This is a genomic window from Natronobacillus azotifigens, from assembly GCF_026805325.1.
Classification (GTDB): Bacteria; Bacillota; Bacilli; order Bacillales; family Amphibacillaceae; genus Natronobacillus; species Natronobacillus azotifigens.
On record NZ_JAPRAT010000018.1, the window covers coordinates 18,977 to 37,691 of the forward strand.

Annotated in this window: 15 protein-coding genes and 1 CRISPR repeat array; of the genes, 5 read left to right on the plus strand and 10 right to left on the minus strand. The window is 35.5% G+C overall.

Going from position 1 to position 18,715, the window contains the following annotated elements; genetic code table 11:
- Window positions 1-591: 591 nt before the first annotated feature.
- The 3 genes from OWO01_RS09880 to OWO01_RS09890 all read right to left on the minus strand — a co-directional run bounded on the left by OWO01_RS09880 (window position 592) and on the right by OWO01_RS09890 (window position 3,291).
- Window positions 592-1,362 (minus strand): YibE/F family protein, encoded by a 771-nt coding sequence (locus OWO01_RS09880; protein WP_268780290.1) that lies wholly within the window; start codon window positions 1,360-1,362, stop codon window positions 592-594.
- Window positions 1,359-2,489, minus strand: coding sequence for a YibE/F family protein (locus OWO01_RS09885; protein WP_268780291.1), 1,131 nt, complete (start codon window positions 2,487-2,489; stop codon window positions 1,359-1,361). Before OWO01_RS09885 ends, OWO01_RS09880 begins: the two co-directional genes overlap by 4 nt.
- 88 nt (window positions 2,490-2,577) lie before the next feature.
- Window positions 2,578-3,291 carry a DUF6199 family natural product biosynthesis protein gene (locus OWO01_RS09890; RefSeq protein ID WP_268780292.1) on the minus strand — a complete coding sequence of 238 codons (714 nt, stop codon included), beginning with the start codon at window positions 3,289-3,291 and terminating at the stop codon, window positions 2,578-2,580.
- Window positions 3,292-3,588: 297 nt separating this feature from the next.
- Here OWO01_RS09890 and OWO01_RS09895 point away from each other — a divergent pair, with 297 nt between their 5' ends.
- Together OWO01_RS09895 and OWO01_RS09900 are read left to right on the plus strand one after the other, a co-directional pair.
- Window positions 3,589-4,110, plus strand: a complete 522-nt coding sequence (locus tag OWO01_RS09895) for a sigma-70 family RNA polymerase sigma factor (RefSeq protein WP_268780293.1) — start codon at window positions 3,589-3,591, stop codon at window positions 4,108-4,110.
- Window positions 4,103-4,825, plus strand: coding sequence for a hypothetical protein (locus OWO01_RS09900; RefSeq protein ID WP_268780294.1), 723 nt, complete (start codon window positions 4,103-4,105; stop codon window positions 4,823-4,825). Before OWO01_RS09895 ends, OWO01_RS09900 begins: the two co-directional genes overlap by 8 nt.
- A 55-nt stretch (window positions 4,826-4,880) precedes the next feature.
- On the opposite strand, the gene OWO01_RS09905 is transcribed toward OWO01_RS09900, so the two are convergent.
- Window positions 4,881-6,335, minus strand: a complete 1,455-nt coding sequence (locus tag OWO01_RS09905; RefSeq protein WP_268780295.1) for a glycoside hydrolase family 1 protein — start codon at window positions 6,333-6,335, stop codon at window positions 4,881-4,883.
- A 322-nt stretch (window positions 6,336-6,657) separates the two neighbouring features.
- On the opposite strand from OWO01_RS09905, the gene OWO01_RS09910 reads away from it, so the two are divergent.
- Entirely contained in the window at window positions 6,658-7,383 is a 726-nt protein-coding gene (locus OWO01_RS09910) for a MurR/RpiR family transcriptional regulator (RefSeq protein ID WP_268780296.1), read from the plus strand.
- 235 nt (window positions 7,384-7,618) lie between these two features.
- Here OWO01_RS09910 and OWO01_RS09915 read toward each other — a convergent pair whose 3' ends face one another.
- Complete coding sequence (locus OWO01_RS09915) at window positions 7,619-8,410, minus strand: GNAT family N-acetyltransferase (protein WP_268780297.1); 792 nt, start codon at window positions 8,408-8,410, stop codon at window positions 7,619-7,621.
- Between the two features lie 160 nt (window positions 8,411-8,570).
- On the opposite strand from OWO01_RS09915, the gene OWO01_RS09920 reads away from it, so the two are divergent.
- Window positions 8,571-9,752: a DUF4317 domain-containing protein gene (locus OWO01_RS09920; RefSeq protein ID WP_268780298.1), complete on the plus strand. Its 1,182-nt coding sequence runs from the start codon at window positions 8,571-8,573 to the stop codon at window positions 9,750-9,752.
- Window positions 9,753-9,945: 193 nt separating this feature from the next.
- A CRISPR array of direct repeats spans window positions 9,946-11,036; the repeat unit is 36 nt; unit sequence GTTTCTCTATACCGAAAACTGAGAGAGTACCAAAAC.
- 34 nt (window positions 11,037-11,070) lie between these two features.
- On the opposite strand, the gene OWO01_RS09925 is transcribed toward OWO01_RS09920, so the two are convergent.
- The 4 genes from OWO01_RS09925 to cas9 all read right to left on the minus strand — a co-directional run bounded on the left by OWO01_RS09925 (window position 11,071) and on the right by cas9 (window position 16,581).
- The gene (locus tag OWO01_RS09925; protein WP_268780299.1) at window positions 11,071-12,027 is read right to left on the minus strand and encodes a hypothetical protein; all 957 of its coding nucleotides are present in this window, start codon (window positions 12,025-12,027) and stop codon (window positions 11,071-11,073) included.
- On the minus strand, window positions 12,024-12,353 hold the full coding sequence (gene cas2, locus OWO01_RS09930) for a CRISPR-associated endonuclease Cas2 (RefSeq protein WP_268780300.1): 330 nt from the start codon (window positions 12,351-12,353) through the stop codon (window positions 12,024-12,026). The genes OWO01_RS09925 and cas2 overlap by 4 nt, the downstream gene beginning before the upstream one ends.
- Entirely contained in the window at window positions 12,337-13,236 is a 900-nt protein-coding gene (cas1, locus tag OWO01_RS09935) for a type II CRISPR-associated endonuclease Cas1 (RefSeq protein WP_268780301.1), read from the minus strand. The genes cas2 and cas1 overlap by 17 nt, the downstream gene beginning before the upstream one ends.
- 159 nt (window positions 13,237-13,395) lie before the next feature.
- The gene (gene cas9 / locus OWO01_RS09940) at window positions 13,396-16,581 is read right to left on the minus strand and encodes a type II CRISPR RNA-guided endonuclease Cas9 (RefSeq protein WP_268780302.1); all 3,186 of its coding nucleotides are present in this window, start codon (window positions 16,579-16,581) and stop codon (window positions 13,396-13,398) included.
- A 286-nt stretch (window positions 16,582-16,867) separates the two neighbouring features.
- Here cas9 and OWO01_RS09945 point away from each other — a divergent pair, with 286 nt between their 5' ends.
- Window positions 16,868-17,803: an HD-GYP domain-containing protein gene (locus OWO01_RS09945; RefSeq protein ID WP_268780303.1), complete on the plus strand. Its 936-nt coding sequence runs from the start codon at window positions 16,868-16,870 to the stop codon at window positions 17,801-17,803.
- A gap of 268 nt (window positions 17,804-18,071) precedes the next feature.
- On the opposite strand, the gene OWO01_RS09950 is transcribed toward OWO01_RS09945, so the two are convergent.
- Window positions 18,072-18,566 carry an LURP-one-related/scramblase family protein gene (locus OWO01_RS09950; RefSeq protein ID WP_268780304.1) on the minus strand — a complete coding sequence of 165 codons (495 nt, stop codon included), beginning with the start codon at window positions 18,564-18,566 and terminating at the stop codon, window positions 18,072-18,074.
- Window positions 18,567-18,715 lie beyond the last annotated feature (149 nt).

Consider the following 18,715-nt stretch of genomic DNA (forward strand, 5'->3'; position numbering starts at 1 on the left):
ATATGTAAAGCATCAAGCCTAATAAGGGCTTGATGCTTTTTTAGGTGGTGTATGATTCTTTTGCTGAGGATTGCTTTGTTATTTTGAACCAGCATACACAAGACCAAACAACCACATACTCTCTGCGATATAAGATAAAGTGAAATTTCAATCAGTGGGGATTTTTAGGTATTCCCCCACTGATTGTTAGCCCTAAAGGATGACCTAAAGGTCTTTGAACCATTCGGGGGGCTAGCGTCCGTTACTCCCACTTAAACAACTTGATATTCTCGTTGTTTTGAAGTGGGAGTCTTACGGACGGTTGCTCCGGGATAAATCGGGAAAACCACCCGATCATTTTAAAAAACAATAAGAAGCTATATTTTGCAAGGGTTGATGGTGACAAGCGAATGCTTGACATGTCACGCTATAGCGTGACACTTTCCAATAAGCAACCATCAGACCCTACTGTTATACTAGAAAATTTTTTGCATCTATTTAAAGATAAGACACCAAAAAAACCGGATAGAGCCAAAAACTCTATGCTTTCTTATCTTTCAAAAAAGCCACTCAACCGTTTAACCGAGTTAAGTGACTTTATACCAAAAATATTCACTGCTCTTTCCCCACCTCGAATTTCACCAAAACATAAGAGGTAATAAACGCAGTAATCGGAATAATGAGCGCAACACCAATGCCAGCACAGAGAATCGTTACCATTTCTGCACGAAACACTTTTGCATTCATGATTTGACCAAAGCTATAATTTAAATCTTTGAAACGAATAAGCAAAGCTAAGTAGCCTCCAAAGAAAGCAAAAAATAACGTGTTCGCACTTGATCCTAGTAAATCTTTTCCGATCCGTATCCCGGATAAAAATAATTCTTTTTGACTGAGATGCGGGTTATGACGATAAATCTCAAACATTGGAGAACTTATTGAAATAGCCTCATCCGCTACAGCACCAATTGTACTCATGATGATTACAGAGGCTGCAATTTTCACAAAATCTACCCCAAGATAAAACGAGAAAGTAGTTAACCCTTCAATTTCCTCATCAGCAAATCCCTGAATCATCGTTCGTTCTGTAATAAATGCAATAAAAAACAGTAAAAGCACTGTAGTTAAGATCGTGGACACAAATGCGGTCTTCGTTTTATGATTCACTTCATTAATAAAAAACAGTGTCGTGCAACTAATTAGTATACAGGCAATAATCGTTAACAAGATTGGGTTAGCACTTGGGTCTGTCATGATTAACACCGTAATTATGAGAACAATAAAATTAATGAACAAGGCAACAAAAGAACGTACGCCTTTTTTTCCACCAATAATGGTCATAGATACAAAGAGAATCAATGTTAAGAGAACTAAAGCATTCATACTTTCACCCGCTTTCGATTCACAAAGAAAATCGTGGTGTATAATCCGATCGGTATCGTTAACACTATGCCAATCCCACCAGCCAAGGCACGAGTTAACTCTAAGGAAAGATTCATGGATAACGCAAACCCAAGTGGAGCATCATTCATAAAATAGAGCAGCAAGGAAGGAATTGTCCCACTAACGTATGCGAAAAACAAAATATTGGTCATCGTGCCCATAATATCTTTACCAATTTCCATGCCCGAACTCTTCAGGTCTTTGTTAGATATCGAGTGATTTTTTTCATATAACCCAAAGAGTGATGAGGAGATGGTAACAGCAACATCCATAACCGCGCCTAAAGATCCGACAAGCAAACCAGCGACAAACACTGTTTGTGGCGGACGTGTAAGAAACGCCATTTCTTCATAACGAAGTCCCTGTTCTTCTGTTAACCAAAGAACGAACACCGCAATTAATAACAAAAGAAATGTACCTAATAAGGTAGCTACGATCGCTGCATAGGTCCTTTCATGAAAACCACTGATTAGCAACAAAGACAAGATTGTCATCAAAATTACCGCAATACCCATCATCAATAACAGACGAATATTCGATGTATGGATGTAGACATCTAATGCATAAGAGATAATGACTGCATTTACAAACAGGCTTATAACCGCAAGAAAACCTTGCCTCTTACCGACAATTAACAAAACGAAAATAAAAACCCAAGCAAGGAACAGTAAATCTTGATCTCGTTTCACATCAAGAATTCCTCCGGTTAACATTTCACCTGCTAAAGGTTGATCGATCACAACAAACAATTCGTCTCCCACACTGAATTCGGGGTGATAAACTCCGGACGCTGTATATTCATGAACTATATAGATCGATTCTCCTTTATAATCTCCATTCCTCAATTCCCCCAAAAGATGTTGAGTAAAAATGATATCTTGATTATCATAGCCATCCGTAACTTCCGTACGATCTTCTAGCGACGTCTCAACAATCTCAACAATTGCATCTTCGTAGAAAGAATGGTTATGGTAGACAAAAAGCATGGAGCCAACAAAAGCAAGGAATAAAAGCAGGAAAGAGACCCGTATGCGCCATAGACTGGCTAACTGTTTCTTTAAAGGCAACCGACACACCTCCCATTCTAGTGCAGCTTTTTTTATGTACTAGGGTGATACAACTTGAAATTTCTCTTTAGTTGAAATCCACCCACCGTTAAATCGCTAACATCATAAAGATAATCCCAACAATAGGTAGGACTACCCAAGCGATCCGCTGAATATCTAAATACAACTCTGAAGGCTCCGGGTTGCGCACCGATAGACAATGTTCTAGTTTAAAGAAGAAGAGCGGAAATTTATAATCAATCGCCGTAAAAACAAACAAAAGTAATGCTATCCCCAAGAAACCAAAATTACCTCGTAAAACATCATGCTGAAACTGAGCAACTTCATACACATGCTTTACAGGCACCTGATAATTCTCATTATAAATAGACCCTCCGTCATAGGTTATCACAAAAAACTCGTTACTCTCCATTCCCCCTGGTGCGAAACTTAATGGCTCATCAATAAACGCTCCTTCATAAATAATTTCTCCATTTTGATTTTCCAAATGTTTTATTTCGCTGTCCTGGTTATGACCACCATTAAATTGGACCGTATATTGACGGTACGTTTCATTAGGCAATGAGTAAACAACTTGTACCCGGCTTTCCTGTTCATCTTCTGTTACAGAAACAAGCATATCCTGTCCTTCAGCTCTTCCTTTATAGTGAACACCCACATCATCTAACTCTCTTTTTAAAAAATTATCATGCAAATAGATCGCGGTGGAAAAAAACGCCCTGAAATAAAAAAACACGATAACGACGATTGTTAACAAAAGGATAAAACGTAGGATTTTATTTTCTTTCCAATGTATTAGCACCCATCAGCCCCCCTAACACTTCCCCATATTATAACAAAAAATCATAAGCTTAGTTACGAAGACTTGATGCTTCCTGTAAAATGATAATCAGTACGTCTTCACAAAATACTTCTTTCTCAAATTAGATTCTTTGATTTTTTTGTTATGACACATCTGATCTAATTAGATTCTTTGATTTTTTTTAATAAAGTGAAAGCTAAATGCTTACTACAAATGTCTAATGAGTAGAAAGACAACAACAAATAGGAAATGAGAAGTAAACAATGAAGCTCTTGGATAAGGAAAGGTGTTGGTTCTTTGATTGAATTGGTTAAAAAAGCTCAAAAAGGTAATGAAGCAGCATTCATTACCTTATTTCAAAATTACGAGAAAGATATATATAGAATTGCTTTTGTATATGTGAAGAATCAAAATGATGCACTTGATGTCGTTCAAGAGACAGCATACCGCTCCTTTAAAACCATAAAAAAACTAAAAGAACCTTGCTTTTTTAAAACATGGTTAATAAAAATTGCGATCAATTGTTCCCTAGATCTGCTCAAAAAGCAACGTAAAATTGTACAACTAAAACCAACATTTGAAGAATGTATTCCGAGTGAATTGGATTTCGATATTGATTGGCAATTAACTCTTCACGATTTAATCGGACATTTAAATGAAATAGAGAAAAGTGTAATTATATTAAGGTTCTATGAAGACTTAACTTTTGAAAACATTTCCAACATCCTTGATATTCCTTTAGGCACGGCAAAAACAATTTTATATCGTGCGTTAAAAAAACTTCGTATCGATATGAAAGGAGATCATTTGAATGACTGATAAGATTAAACAGGCAATAAACGAAATTGATATTCCAGCAGAGTTAAGTGACCGAAGTGTAAAGGGAGTTCATCAAGCGAAAGCGAAGTTTCTATTTTATATCTTTCTAATCATACTTTTACTAATAAACTCTTTACTTTACAGAGCTTTTTCGTTATACATGTTTGGTGTGATTCCAACAAATTGGATCGGCTTTATGAACATATCGGTTATTATCATTTATCTCTTCGTGGTCATCCCCGTATCCGCATATTTAGCAGAGCAATTAGCAATACAAACGAGAAATAGAAGCGTTATTTTTCCCATTGCAATAATAGGCGTTCCCATTCTTGTTTTTTCTCTTCATACCATCAACGAATATAAAGTAAAGGGATTAGATGATATCTTAGATTATCATTCCTCAAAAGTGGAACTGTTAGTTATTAATGGAGGCCATCCTAACGATGAATGGAGTACGGATAATCGAGAACAGATAGAACAAGTCACCCACTTTTTCAGTCAATATCAAGGGAAAAAGATGAAAGATCGTGATTGGGATGGTGATGTTTCCAATGAAAACGGCTTTAAAGTTTCTGTTTACACAGAAGATAAAGTGATCGTAGCTTCTATCTACGAAGAACGTATACTAAGTTTGAATGCCGGCGCTTATTGGATTGTCGGTGAACCAGTTGATGTAGATTGGGTTCTCCGTTATATTGAGCAGAACGAACCCTAATCCAAACAAAAGCGCCCATTTTCATAGGCGCTTTTCAGTTTCACTATATGTGTTTTTACAATTCTTCACCATTTGTTGCAATAACGTTTTTATACCACTCAAAGGATTTCTTCTTTTTCCGTTCTAATGTTCCATGACCATAATCGTCTTGATCGACATAAATAAAGCCATACCGTTTCGACATTTCTGAAGTGCTCGCTGAGATAAGGTCGATACAACCCCAGCTTGTGTAACCAATTAAATCAACGCCCTCTTTGATCGCTTCTCCCATTTGGTCAATATGTGCACGTAAGTAATCAATCCGATAATCATCGATGATTGAACCGTCTTCTTCCACTGTATCGTAAGCTCCTAAGCCGTTCTCTACAATAAACAATGGTACTTGATAACGATCATACATTTTCTTCAGCGTCACACGCAGACCTTTCGGATCAATCTGCCAGCCCCAATCAGAAGCTTCCAAGTAAGGATTTTTCACTCCACTAAAGAAGTTTCCTTTTTCCCTCTTTTTGTCTGGAGACCCACTGGCTACCATACTCATGTAGTAACTGAATGATAAGTAATCAACCGTATGTGTTGCCAGAATTTCTTCATCACCTGGTAGCATCTCAATTTCAATATTGTTTTCTTCAAAATAACTTAGCATAAAACTTGGATAGTATCCTCGTACCTGTACATCCGTGAAGAACAAGTTCTTTTGATCTTCCTCTAAAGCAGCTAAAACATCATCTGGATTACATGTTTCTGGATAAACTTCCATACGTGCCAGCATACAGCCAATCATTGCATCCGGAATAATCTCGTGACAAGCTTTTACCGCTAGTGCACTTGCAACGAATTGGTGATGCAATGCTTGATAAATCGCTTGCTCTTTGTTCTCAACACGATCAATGAGCATACCGCTTCCAATGTATGGAGACAGTGTTGAAATGTTAATTTCGTTAAATGTTAACCAATACTTCACTTTATCTTGATAACGGTGGAATACCGTTTCTGCATAGCGTGTAAAGAATTCCACTACACGACGATCTTCCCAACCATTATATTTTTGCACCAAATGAAGTGGTATTTCATAGTGAGATAGTGTTACTAATGGTTCAATTCCATATTTCAACAATTCATCAAATACGTTATCATAAAAAGCTAGCCCTTCTTCGTTTGGTTCTGTTTCATCACCATTTGGGAAAATTCGTGGCCATGAAATCGACATTCGAAATGTTTTGAATCCCATTTCTGCAAACAAAGCGATATCTTCTTTATAACGATGGTAAAAATCAATCCCTCGACGTTTCGGGAAGTTTGCACCTTCATCCGCGTTTAATAATTCTTCTAATTCTGTTTCACTACGAACGTCCATTTCAACACTCTTTGTTCGCTCTTCTTTCGGAACAAATTCAACCATATCAAAAATAGATAACCCTTTCCCACCTTCGTTATACGCACCTTCTAATTGGTTGGCAGCGGTTGCTCCTCCCCATAAAAAACCTTCCGGAAAACGACTGTTACTCATATTTATTTCCTCCTCATTTATTGCTAATATTTTTTCTTATTCCTGTTTTTCCTGCCATTCTTTAATCATTAAGACTATATTTAGCATAAAATGATTTGGTGAACTTGTATAGAGCATCTGACTAGCTTGTTTTTAATTACACCGGTAGTAATTTGTGTCAGAGTTGTAACACTGTGTTTTGTGTCAAAAGGATCCGTACATGGAAGAACCTCCAAATGATTAAGGAATTTTCGGTCTAACAAATAATGGGAAGCTTAAAACCTTCAGTCACTTTATGATATAATCAGCATAACAACAATCTAAAGTAGGTGAAAGAATAGCCATGTTTTCTAACGATATTATTGCTTCTTTTAATGAACTAGAAACGTCTATCTATAATTATATTTGCAAGAACAGCGAAAAGGTTACTTATATGCGAATTCGAGAATTAGCAGATGAAACCCATGTTTCCACGGCAACCATTTTGCGTTTTTGTAGAAAAGTAAATTGTGAGGGTTATTCTGAATTTAAAACCAAACTGAAAATGCATATTAATAAAAACAAAGATACTCCCCCTCCACTCAAAGGGGTTCAACATTCCATCATTGAATTTTTTGAACGAACCCTGACCGGTGATCATGATGCAAAAATAAAAGAGGCGGCCGAAGTAATTGCAGCGGCCGACAACGTGATCTTTCTTGGAAACGGAAGCTCTGGTATTCTTGGAGAATATGGCGCACGGTATTTTTCTAATTTAGGGACATTCTCTACATACATTAAAGATTTTTCTTACCCTGTTCACTCAAAGCTTCGAAATAATAGTGTTGCAGTTGTGTTATCGGTATCAGGAGAAAATCCATTTACTGTCTCTCAATTAAACCAACTAAAACAAGAAGGAAGTAAGATTGTTAGCATCACAAATAATCGACTTTCTAGTATTGCAAAAATTTCTGATGTCAGCATTCCCTATTATATGTCAGAAGAGTTTTATGAAAATACGAACATCACTACGCAAGTCCCCGTCGTATACATTTTAGAATCTGTTGCTCGGGAAGTGCACAATCGATAAAGTGAAACTTCAATCAGTGGGGGTTTTTAGGTATTCCCCCACTGATTGTTAGCCCTAAAGGATGACCTAATGGCCTTTGATCCATTCGGGGTGCTAGCTTCCGTTACACCCACTGTAACAACTTGATATTCTCGTTATTTTGAAGTGGGAGACTTACGGACGGTTGCTCCAGGATAATACAAAAACAACCTTAGTTTCTCCTAGTGACAGACTAAGGTTGTTTTTGTATTCTTGCTTAGTGACGGTACATCATCCAAGTTCCAATGTCCTGAAACCCAAGCTTCTTATAAATGCTACCTGCCGATGGGTTATCATAAAACAAACAAAGTTCTTTTCCTTCCTGAACCAGATCCAGAATCAGTTTAGCTAAACATAACGTAGCATAACCTTTTCCTTTATAGCGGTTATCCGTTGCAACTGCGACAACCATCGCAGATTTACTATTTTCTGCAGTTGTGGATGCGGAAGACACCATTTTACCATCTTGTTCGAGATAATAACTACGTCCGACTTTTTGTTCAATACTGCGTTTTTTCGATGCTGCATTAGCAGCGGATTCATCTGCAAACTCAGGGATTCCATTGATAAATGCAACCCAGCGATCAATATCATCTATCGTAAGTAATTTCACTTCCTCTAAATCGGTATAAGGTAAATGCCATGTTGTCGTACATTTGGCATAGAAAAGTTCTCTCGTACTCGTAAAATCTGTTCTTAGGTGTGGGATGATTTTTGATGTAATTTCCTTTAGACCAGATAACATTGGTTTATTTTGATCTCGATTCAGAACTTCTGCAAAACCTGACGCATCAAAATCGGTAAGCGCAAATGGAATATAATTTTCTTCATACCGTAACAATACAGCTCTCAATTGATCCTCTTGCGTAAAATCCCCCCAAACCTCTTGGAAACTTTGACTATATCCAAATGCTTCAATATCACCAATTAGAAAAAGATTTTCTGCCGGATTTGTCATAATTAGTGCTTGTACATCCGCATCATCTGCTTGCGTTAACTTTCGTATCATTTGTCTCGATCCCTTCTTCACTCGTTAAAGCCATTATACCATCTCACATTGATTTTACTGTTTCGTTTTTTATCTTTTTCCCACGTAACTTTTGCTGAAAATTTATTTCCATGCGCCTGTTTAATTTGTGGTAAGATTTAAGGATGTAGGAGGCTAAAAAATGAATAAAAAAGATATTGCAAACATTCGAAAACAATTCAAACCAGATAATGATCTATTAAAAGTTAAAGAAATTTTTAATGTGTATATCATGAAAGAGTCTAGTGAGATTTATCATCAACAAAGTCAATTTTTTGATCGTTTAGATCCTGACGAACAAGAGCTGTTTATCCATAATTTCAAGAAAGTGTTAACAGGAACTGTCGACGAAAAACTATTTGCGTTAAAATTCCAAACCAACGTAGAAGATCCAACCCAATTGATCCTTCATCAAGGCTTATTAAGTGAAGAAGCAGATAGCTGGAAGGACTATATGTTACGTGTTGTTGAAAAAATGCTCAATGACAAACAGTACGAAATGGATGTTGTTGTTACTTTTGTTCGAGGTGAATATTTAAAACCGATGAAACGAAAAAATGAAGAAAGTGAAGAAAGTGAAAGAGATGCTGTTTACTCTCACTCTTTTATTCTTTGTAGTATCAATAAAACACAAGATCCAAAGAAAGAGTTGCATTTTGATTATGTGGAAAAAGCATTTAAGTACAATGTTGTTGTTGATCCTGTGATCAATTTAGATGCACCCATTGGTGGCTTTTTATTTCCGTGCTTTACAGACAATGCAGCTGATGTTAACCATATTCTATACTCTGCTGGAAAGGCAAATGAACCTGACCCACAGTTTATTGAGGATGTCTTAAATGCTGAAGAATCCGTAACAGCGAAAGAGGACAAAATTATCTTTGAAGAAATAGTCCGAGATGCTGTAGGACACCAGTTAAACACGTCTACGCTTGCCAATGTCTATGAAGAAATTAACCGTGTAGTCGAAGAAAATGAAGACGACGATGCACAAAAGCTCGATTATAAAGATGTGGAGAGAGTTTTAAAACATAGTGGTGTCGAAGAAGTGAATACCGAAAAAATTCAAACAGCTTTTCACAACGTTCTTGACGATGAAAGCTATGAGCTTAAAGCCAAAAATATAGTACCAAGATATAAGTCAAAATCAATCAAAATTAACACGAAAGTTGCTAATATCTCTGTCAGCCCTGAAGATCTACGTCACGTAAAACAAATCCACTTCAATGGGCGAAGGTACCTCATGATTGAGGTAGAAGAAGACACCGTCATTGATGGATTTACTATGATTCCTGAAGCATTTGGGAACAGAGATGTTGATTAGTAAGTTGTTCATCTAAAATAAGAATTAAGTAGAACCTATTTGTCTCAATCAATAACAGAAGAACATTTAAAGAAGTAGGAAGATTTATGATTCTTCCTACTTCTTTATAATCAAATGGGCTAATATCGTTAAATTAATAAAGTGAACACAAGAGTAACAAAATCTTTTTATACCCTCAACATTTTCTTTTCCAGTTTCTCTATACCGAAAACTGAGAGAGTACCAAAACAGCGCGAGACAACCTATTGTAATAGGTTTAGTTTCTCTATACCGAAAACTGAGAGAGTACCAAAACAAAGGTTTGCAATAACTTTGTAACTCCTGAGGTTTCTCTATACCGAAAACTGAGAGAGTACCAAAACGTGTTACGGTGGGAACCTCCCACGCATCGGTTTCTCTATACCGAAAACTGAGAGAGTACCAAAACTTTGATAACGCTGTATTAATTAACTTTGTTGTTTCTCTATACCGAAAACTGAGAGAGTACCAAAACAGAAGGTCAAATTCTCACAAAGTCGCCTTGTTTCTCTATACCGAAAACTGAGAGAGTACCAAAACCCCCACTACATAACACCTCGCCCCCTCTATGTTTCTCTATACCGAAAACTGAGAGAGTACCAAAACAGGATAACGAATTTGATTTTGGAGAAAAAAGTTTCTCTATACCGAAAACTGAGAGAGTACCAAAACATGTCCACTAAAGTAGTAATTACTTGTCGCGTTTCTCTATACCGAAAACTGAGAGAGTACCAAAACCGTTAAGCAAAGACGTGGCGATTATCGCAAGTTTCTCTATACCGAAAACTGAGAGAGTACCAAAACAACAGTAACCTCCCATCTCACATAATAACAGTTTCTCTATACCGAAAACTGAGAGAGTACCAAAACTCTTATAACCTCATCTAATTCCATTCCTAAGTTTCTCTATACCGAAAACTGAGAGAGTACCAAAACAGATGTGAGGGTAGAGTTTAACCCTAATAAGTTTCTCTATACCGAAAACTGAGAGAGTACCAAAACTATTGTAAATTCTTATAAACCGCACCTGCGGTTTCTCTATACCGAAAACTGAGAGAGTACCAAAACTTCCGCCATTAGCTGTATTGCTGGCAGGAAGTTTCTCTATACCGAAAACTGAGAGAGTACCAAAACTTAAGTGATCGACTGACCGCCTGCTTGGGCGTTTCTCTATACCGAAAACTGAGAGAGTACCAAAACCCTTAACTGCACCATATGTTGCAAGGTTCTGTTTCTCTATACCGAAAACTGAGAGAGTACCAAAACCTCATTTTTTATTATACCACACCCAGTTTCAACTTCACACTTGTGATTCAATGTAATTTCTTAGGTTAGGTGTGAACCCAGTCACATCAAGGTTTAGTGGTATATCTAAATGATTAAACACTGTATAAAGAACTACTTTTTTTGCTTGTTCCATTTCAGAAAGGGTAGGGAGGATTTCACTCTTAAAATTGCAGTTATCCACAAGCTCTAAAATTTGGTCTTCAACTTCTTCGTATAAACCTTCTTCACATACAAATGGAAGCTGGCTCTGTACTTTTCGTTTCATCATTTTCAAACTAGCTTTATGAATGATTTGATTTTCAAACAGATAGTTGCTAGTTTGACCAAGATTTTTTTGCGTAACAATTATAAAATGATAACCTATTTTGGACAACTGAGAGATATGTTCCATAAACTGATTTATTGCACCCACGTCTGCATACAACTCTGGAAGTTCTATGATAATTAGTGTCTTTTTATTCATCGCTCTTTCCGATAACAATTTTAAAAAAAGTAATTTATAATCATTTGGTGACATGAACGGTTCTAATGGTTGAAAGAACAAAGATTGCTTCATTTTTTTAGAATCAAACGCTTCTAATTGTAGGGACAATTTATATTTATCCAACTTTCGATTAGCAAATTGTAATTCTTCGTTTAATTCACTCCATACACTCAATAACTCTTGATAGGCAGGTGAAGCAACAATATCTTCACACAATTCATCCATTAAAGGATTTAATGGTGATTTAACTTTAAGTTTGTCCACTTGAAGATGCGCATCAAAAGGAATAAAGTGACATTCCCAATCTTTTTTTTGAATAATCTGCTCACCTTCAACTATCTTTACGTTCGATTGTTTATTTGTAAAGTAATCATCGATTAATCTAATTAATTTATACCAGATGAGGTTCGAGTCCTTTAATACTGTGATTGTATCAACTTCAATTTCCCATTCAGTAGATCCGTCTGTGATTTTCCACAAATTCATAATATCACCATAGGATCTTCTGTTATAACTTCTTCTTGTATGGTTTTTCCGCCAACCAATATTAACATTTTTTCATATTGCTTTTCCGTCACAGCCATCAATCGAACCGAACCTTTGGATGGGATTTGTCTTTTCAATCCCTCTATATATTGAAACAGACCTGCTCTGTTTGGAAATATTTTTACGTACACAGAAAATTGAATCATTGTAAATCCATTTGTTATTAAATATTTTCTAAATCGGGAATATATTCGACGTTCTTCCTTTGTATTCATAGGGAGGTCAAAAAATAATAGTAATCTCATAATTCTATACGGCGATGCCATCTCTGGGATACACCAACTTGTCCAGATCTTCGTTATTCATAGATTTAATAAAAGATTGTATATATAAATCAATGGCATTTAATACAGTATGTCTTTCTCCCCCAATAGTAACCTTTGCACTTAAACGACGAATTAAATTTTGTTTCATTTCCCTATCTAAGAAGTCTGTGTCACTAACCGTTAGATATACCCAAAGATCGATTACAGGTCTAAATATCTCCATACAATCATCCGCTAAATTGAACGCATTAAATTGATTACGGTGTCCAATTCCATACGCAGGATGAAGACCATAGGCTACAATTGTTTTAGTAAAACAAGCCCTTAAAACTATATAACCATAATTTAATGCAGAGTTATACGCATCAATGGCACTCTGTTGACGGTGAAACTGATCTCCAAATAATGCATTGAAATATACTTTAGCTGCATGTCCTTCTCTGTTTGTTTCATCCGCAAAAGCAACATCTCTTGATAGCGCGTTCATTTTCCCAATTGCATCTTTGTCTTTGTCCAAGTATTCTAAGATAGTCATTTGATTATGAATCTTTAACTTAACTATCTTTTTCCACATTTCTCCTCGCAGATGTTCATCCCATTTCAATTGTTGATTCAATACACCATAAACGCGATAATGGCTATACATGCCAAGTGAGAATACATTAGGCTTATGGGATTCATCACAAAAGATTAATAGAATGTGATAATCTGTTAATTTATTCATTAACCGCCCTGTTACGACTGTTTTAGAATTATCCACGATAATCGTATGGATGTCGGATAGTGGGATCAACACTTCTTGGTCCTCTTTGACGACTTTTAAATTATCTAAATACAATTTCATTTCTTCTGCTTCTTCAATATAGACAATTCTCCAACTCAATCTTATTCTCTTCCTTTCTATAAAAGTTATAGAAAAAGGAAAAAGCCCCATTAAAATGGGGCTGAGTTCGGGATAAACCCTTGTTTTGATAGGTTCTTCCCAGTTTTCGGTATAGAGCGATAGACGTCTCTATCGCTACCATTATTTTACCCCACTTAATTATTGATGTAAAGTATTTTTGAATTTTTCTTTTTCTATTTTATAAGTATTGCCTAGAACATCAACATTATACTTATAAATTCTTTGGATTGTCGATGGAGCTAGAAAGCCTTCTTTTTGTTCTTGTTTTTTTCTATTAACAAAATCGACTTCTATTTTATTTTGTCTAGGATTATTATCTCCTCTAAACACACGTTCAAAAACCTCTCCATTTTTTTCATAGGAAAATCTGTCATTCTTATAGAGGCTTAGTTGAAAGGTATAGCTATCATCAATTTTTTTATAACTTTTCTCTTTTTCTTCATTATATTTTTTCATATCTAAAAAATACTCACCATCTTTTTTTCGAAACCAATGATAAGGTACACCTAAATACTTATATCTTCCCTCTTGGTTTCTATAAACATCTACCCGCACACTTTTTACACTCAATAAAACAACCTCATTCTTTGCGTTTGGGTATTTTTCTGTTATGCTCATATGCACACCTAATCTTTGATCATAATACTTTAATCTTTTAACAGGTACTTTTCCATCTTTTAAAATATAGCCATGGGCATCATAAAAAGCTTTAAACGGATTATCTGCATCAGCGTGTTCTTTTACAATTTTTTTAATCAAGGTTAGTAATTCCGGGTTGTGTTTAGCAATCAAAAACTTAGTAGGTTCTTTCTCTAAACGTTTTAATACAGATTTGATACCTTTTTTGTCTAATTGATAAATATTAGCTGTTCTACCCAAGTAATATCTATCACCATCTTTTTCCCTAGTTCCATAAATAGTTTGATTGGACATCGATCGATTAACTTTTCGATCTACTTTGTGGGAGTATTTTATTTCAGCTTCATACTTCATAATATTACGTAAAAAAACAATAAAGTTATTAGAAAAAAACTCCTTTTCCTCTAATATTTCCCCTGTGTCTTTATTAACAACAACTCCTTGTTCGTCCATCCTAAACTCATTGAAAAACTCAAAAACTGGCATACGTCCTATAGCCGCCACAATTAGTGCATCAATTGCATGATGTGCATAACTATCATCACGGTCTTTGTTCATTTTTGCACGCCGACGCAACGCTGCGGTAAATGATCCCCTGATCGAGAGTACTCTTGTGTTGATATTCTGGGATTTAAAAAATGTTCGTAATGTCATAGAAAAGCTCCGCATAGCATATTGTGTATCTACTAAATTCCGATTGATAAATTCTCTTTGTAGTTCATCATTATAGGCAATATCTCGTAACTCAAGTAAATAATCTTTCTTTTTACTAGAAATCTTTTTACTTTTATACAAATTTAATACCTCTACTTTAAATTGCTCAAAAGAACGCGAGGCCTTCCCTGAATGAAAATACTGAAATGGTGTTAATTGTCCTTTGTTTTGGTTCTCACTATGTCTACAAAGCACTTTATTTTGTTGACTATCATCAAAGGACAATGATACTGGTAAAATATGATCAATTTCGAACGAAGAACGATCATTGACAATATCATTAATCAATATACTTTTTCCAGAATATATACATTTCCCGTCCTGTGATTCCCATAATTTTAAAGCCAAATGCTGTTTTCCGTTCAGGTGTAATTCAGCTAACTTCTTCACACCTAATAATTTTGCCATTTCCTTTTCATGTTTTCCTATCTTTCTTTGAAAGTCATTATACTGCTTCCGTTTCTCATCGCTGTTTTTTTCACGAGCTGTTTCAACAACGATAGCCTCTAATTCTCCATACTTCTCACGAATAGAATTTACAATCTTAACCGCTTCACGATGCGCCCTTTTCGCTACCGTACTTAAGATTGCGTCCTCATCAAAGACAATCTTATCCTGGCCTTTCAGCTTTTCTAATCTTTTTTGTTCAAAACCTCTCTCCGCAAAAAGCTCCATTTGGTTTTTATTTGTGTGCATTAAATCATCTAGTATAGAACTAATCGCTTTCTTTGAAAGTGCATGATACCCAACAAAAGCATTATTTTCTTTAAACGCACTTACAAGTCTGATTTTCATATCATCTTCATAATCAGAAAATAATGATCGAAGTTGCTCTTCCCTCCGAGTTAATGATTTTTCAGCTGTTAATATTTCAACAACACCGTCCAGCAAATCTATTTTTTCTAAAATATTAATAGGCAAATTGTTTTTATCTACAATCTTCTTTAATTCTTTATAGCCTTTAAACTCTGTAAACGTTGGTTTATCCGTCTTCATATCACGTCTATACCCGGTGACGATCGCATTTTCGTTCGCCCCTTTATACTTTAGAATTTGTAGGAGAGTGATATTCTTACCTTTTTTGATCAAATTTTCGATAAGATACTTTTTATCTTCAGAGGTAAGATAAGCACCATCTATCTGTAGCTTATTTAAATCTCCGCTCAACAAATTATATAGGTCTGCCGTGAAAGACATCTTAGCGATTCTTAATTCATCGGGAAAGTAAGTACATTTACCACGCATTTTATTTATCATCGTAGTTTCGATTAACTTACCGCTTTTATCAATGGAATATGGTCCATAAGGTGTTGGAGACTTTTTTGATCCTGGTCCTTCATAATACTCTCTTCTAGTTTCCATTAGATCAATTAATTGTTGAGAAAATTCCTCTGTTAATATTGAATACACCTGTTTCTGTTTTTGCAAAATAGCTTTTGCTTCTTTTACATAATCCGCAGTTCGAAAACGATTCTGATGGTTGCGCATTTTCTCTTCACTATTACCTATACGTTCCAATTGAATCTCACAGATATATTTCTCCTTTAATAATTTATTGTTTTTTTTAAGCTGTTCTTTCGTAGAGAGTTCATTTCCAACAGTTTTATCATCCTCAGTTGAATCAAGAACTGTTCCTCTTTTTTTGATTAAATGATAAAATGCTGCAACCAATTCTTCTAATGATACAGACCCATTTATCGCTTCATATCTAGCTTTATATGGATCTATCTTTCCAATCCCTGATACAGGTAAGTTATATGTATTAAAAAGTTGGTATGCTCTCTCTAGCCGATGGCTTCTTCTTCTTTTTAATCTTCGCGCACCACGAAACCCACGTCGATCTTCATTTGCATTCCTTGTTGATTCTTCAAATAAACGTACGCCCGCATCAATAATTTCACCAGAATCTTCATTTATAATACCCCACCCCACCGAAGAAACACCTATATCCAAACCAAGTACCTTTCTCATAGAACAACCTCCTGTTATTTAATAGAAATACTGGGAATCTTTAAACTTATAATACCATATCTCTTACTACATTTGTGAGTAAAATTAGGTACTTCATTATCATAAAGAGAGCTGCTACCTATACATTAATAGAGTTAAGAGTTTAGTCTGCTAGAGATGGTTTAATGCTAACTTACACATTTTCGGTTCGTATTAAACAGGAGAATTGTTGTACTCATTTTACATTGGATAATTCACGATTTAACAAAATATGATATAATTTTAGATAAAAAATTAGGAGCATCTTATGAACATCTATCATGATATTACACCAATAAATAGTACATTAAGATTGATTATTACATACCGATATGTTGCCTTTATCCTTGCAGCTGGTGTACTTTGGATTGACCGTTATTATCACTATGAATTGAATTTGTTTTTTGTTTATACAATGGTAATGATATTACTTGGAAGCATTTATAAAAATAACGCAGTTTTGCTTTTACAAAGTGGCCTTGTAGCTTTAACAAGATATGTCTTAGATCCAAGTAGTTTTGATATTTTCTTATCATTTTGGTTTACCTTTTTCATTTTCGGTTTCACGACATCATTAATGATCTCCAACTATATTAACCAAAACAAATCAAATATTGAGTTAACCAAAACACTGGTTAAACTACTTGATTCAAGAGATCCCTATACGGCTACACATTCAGAAAATGTCGCCAATTACTCAAAAGAAATTGCAAAACAAATGAAATTATCGAAAAAGAAACAAAATACCATTTACATGGGTGGTTTATTGCATGATATTGGTAAAATCGTCATTCCCGAGTCCATCGTAAACAAACCCGATAAACTTACCGAAGAAGAATTTGATATCATTAAACAACACCCGATAATTGGCTACAATGCGATGAAGCATATTCAACCATATCAAGACAATGGCATACTAGACATGGTATTGTATCATCATGAACGCTATGACGGTAAAGGGTATCCTCACGGTCTAGCTGGAGCAAATATACCTTTAACAGCTAGAATCATGACGGTTGCAGATGCCTTTGATGCAATGTCCTCTCAACGGGTTTATCGTAATGCGAAAGATTTAGAAAACATAATTGCGGAAATAGAAAAGAACAAAGGCACTCAATTTGATCCAATTATTGCAGATCATTTTTTAACCTATTTACATCATAACAAGCAGATAATTTTAGAGAAAATCAAACAATCGAATTAGTCGTGAAAAAACTTTTCTCGACTAAATACCGAACTTTTTTCATAAAACAGACTGACACAACTTAACAAGGTAGTGAAATTTGATTCAGTGCAGGTTTTTAGGGGCCCCACCCAGATTCTTAGTCCTAAAGAATGAGCGAAAAGCCCTTGAAGACTTTCGGCGAATCCAAGAGTTACTCCCCATTTAACAACTTTGATCTTATTGTTGTTTTATGGGGAGCTCGCCGGACGGGCGCTCTAAGATAAGCATTAGTTCAAGTGATTCTTTTTTATCGATGTGAATTCGAAGCATTTTGTTCTGTTTGTTTCACAAAATCAATAGCAACAACAAGTGATAGAATCATATGTTCATAGGCTTCATTCTCAATGTCAATTTCATAGGTATCGCCCCATGTGAACCATTTTTCATTAACATGCCCCACAACTGTTCCACGTGCCAAAATATCGAAGTGCTTATCCCACCAATCACCTTGGACCCGAATATCTTCTCCGTCCATCCGATAACGTGCTTTAAAGAAAGAGAACTCTTTATGAATCGTGACCACTTCTTTTCCATGAACCTCCACATAAAACTTTGGCAACAAGCTAAAAACCTTCTTAGTGATCACACCTACTTCTTGATGATCCGCATCTTTTATCGTAAAGGTTTTCGGCACCTTGAAAAAGCTTCCTTCAATAAAATACTTATCCACATCGCTTTGATCTTTCACCGTGAATTTTTCCCCTAAACTAAATACCTTTTGCTTCATATATAATGTACTCATTGTTTATTCCTCATTTCCGCTTTTTCTTACTTTCTATTATAATCGTTATTGCACTTTTTTCACAGATCGAGTGAAATTTCAATCAGTAGGGATTTTACTAATCCCTACTGTATGTTGAACCTAAAGAATGTTCAACATTCTGTGAGACA

What these genes read in the sequence shown, in the direction of transcription:
- OWO01_RS09900 (WP_268780294.1), top strand. Translation starts at nt 4,103, where the DNA reads ATGACTGATAAGATTAAACAGGCAATAAACGAAATTGATATTCCAGCA.
- OWO01_RS09915 (WP_268780297.1), bottom strand. Translation starts at nt 8,410, where the DNA reads ATGATACGAAAGTTAACGCAAGCAGATGATGCGGATGTACAAGCACTA.
- cas9 (WP_268780302.1), bottom strand. Translation starts at nt 16,581, where the DNA reads ATGAGAAAGGTACTTGGTTTGGATATAGGTGTTTCTTCGGTGGGGTGG.
- OWO01_RS09905 (WP_268780295.1), bottom strand. Translation starts at nt 6,335, where the DNA reads ATGAGTAACAGTCGTTTTCCGGAAGGTTTTTTATGGGGAGGAGCAACC.
- OWO01_RS09920 (WP_268780298.1), top strand. Translation starts at nt 8,571, where the DNA reads ATGAATAAAAAAGATATTGCAAACATTCGAAAACAATTCAAACCAGAT.
- OWO01_RS09880 (WP_268780290.1), bottom strand. Translation starts at nt 1,362, where the DNA reads ATGAATGCTTTAGTTCTCTTAACATTGATTCTCTTTGTATCTATGACC.
- OWO01_RS09950 (WP_268780304.1), bottom strand. Translation starts at nt 18,566, where the DNA reads ATGAGTACATTATATATGAAGCAAAAGGTATTTAGTTTAGGGGAAAAA.
- cas2 (WP_268780300.1), bottom strand. Translation starts at nt 12,353, where the DNA reads ATGGCATCGCCGTATAGAATTATGAGATTACTATTATTTTTTGACCTC.
- OWO01_RS09925 (WP_268780299.1), bottom strand. Translation starts at nt 12,027, where the DNA reads ATGAATTTGTGGAAAATCACAGACGGATCTACTGAATGGGAAATTGAA.
- OWO01_RS09945 (WP_268780303.1), top strand. Translation starts at nt 16,868, where the DNA reads ATGAACATCTATCATGATATTACACCAATAAATAGTACATTAAGATTG.
- OWO01_RS09910 (WP_268780296.1), top strand. Translation starts at nt 6,658, where the DNA reads ATGTTTTCTAACGATATTATTGCTTCTTTTAATGAACTAGAAACGTCT.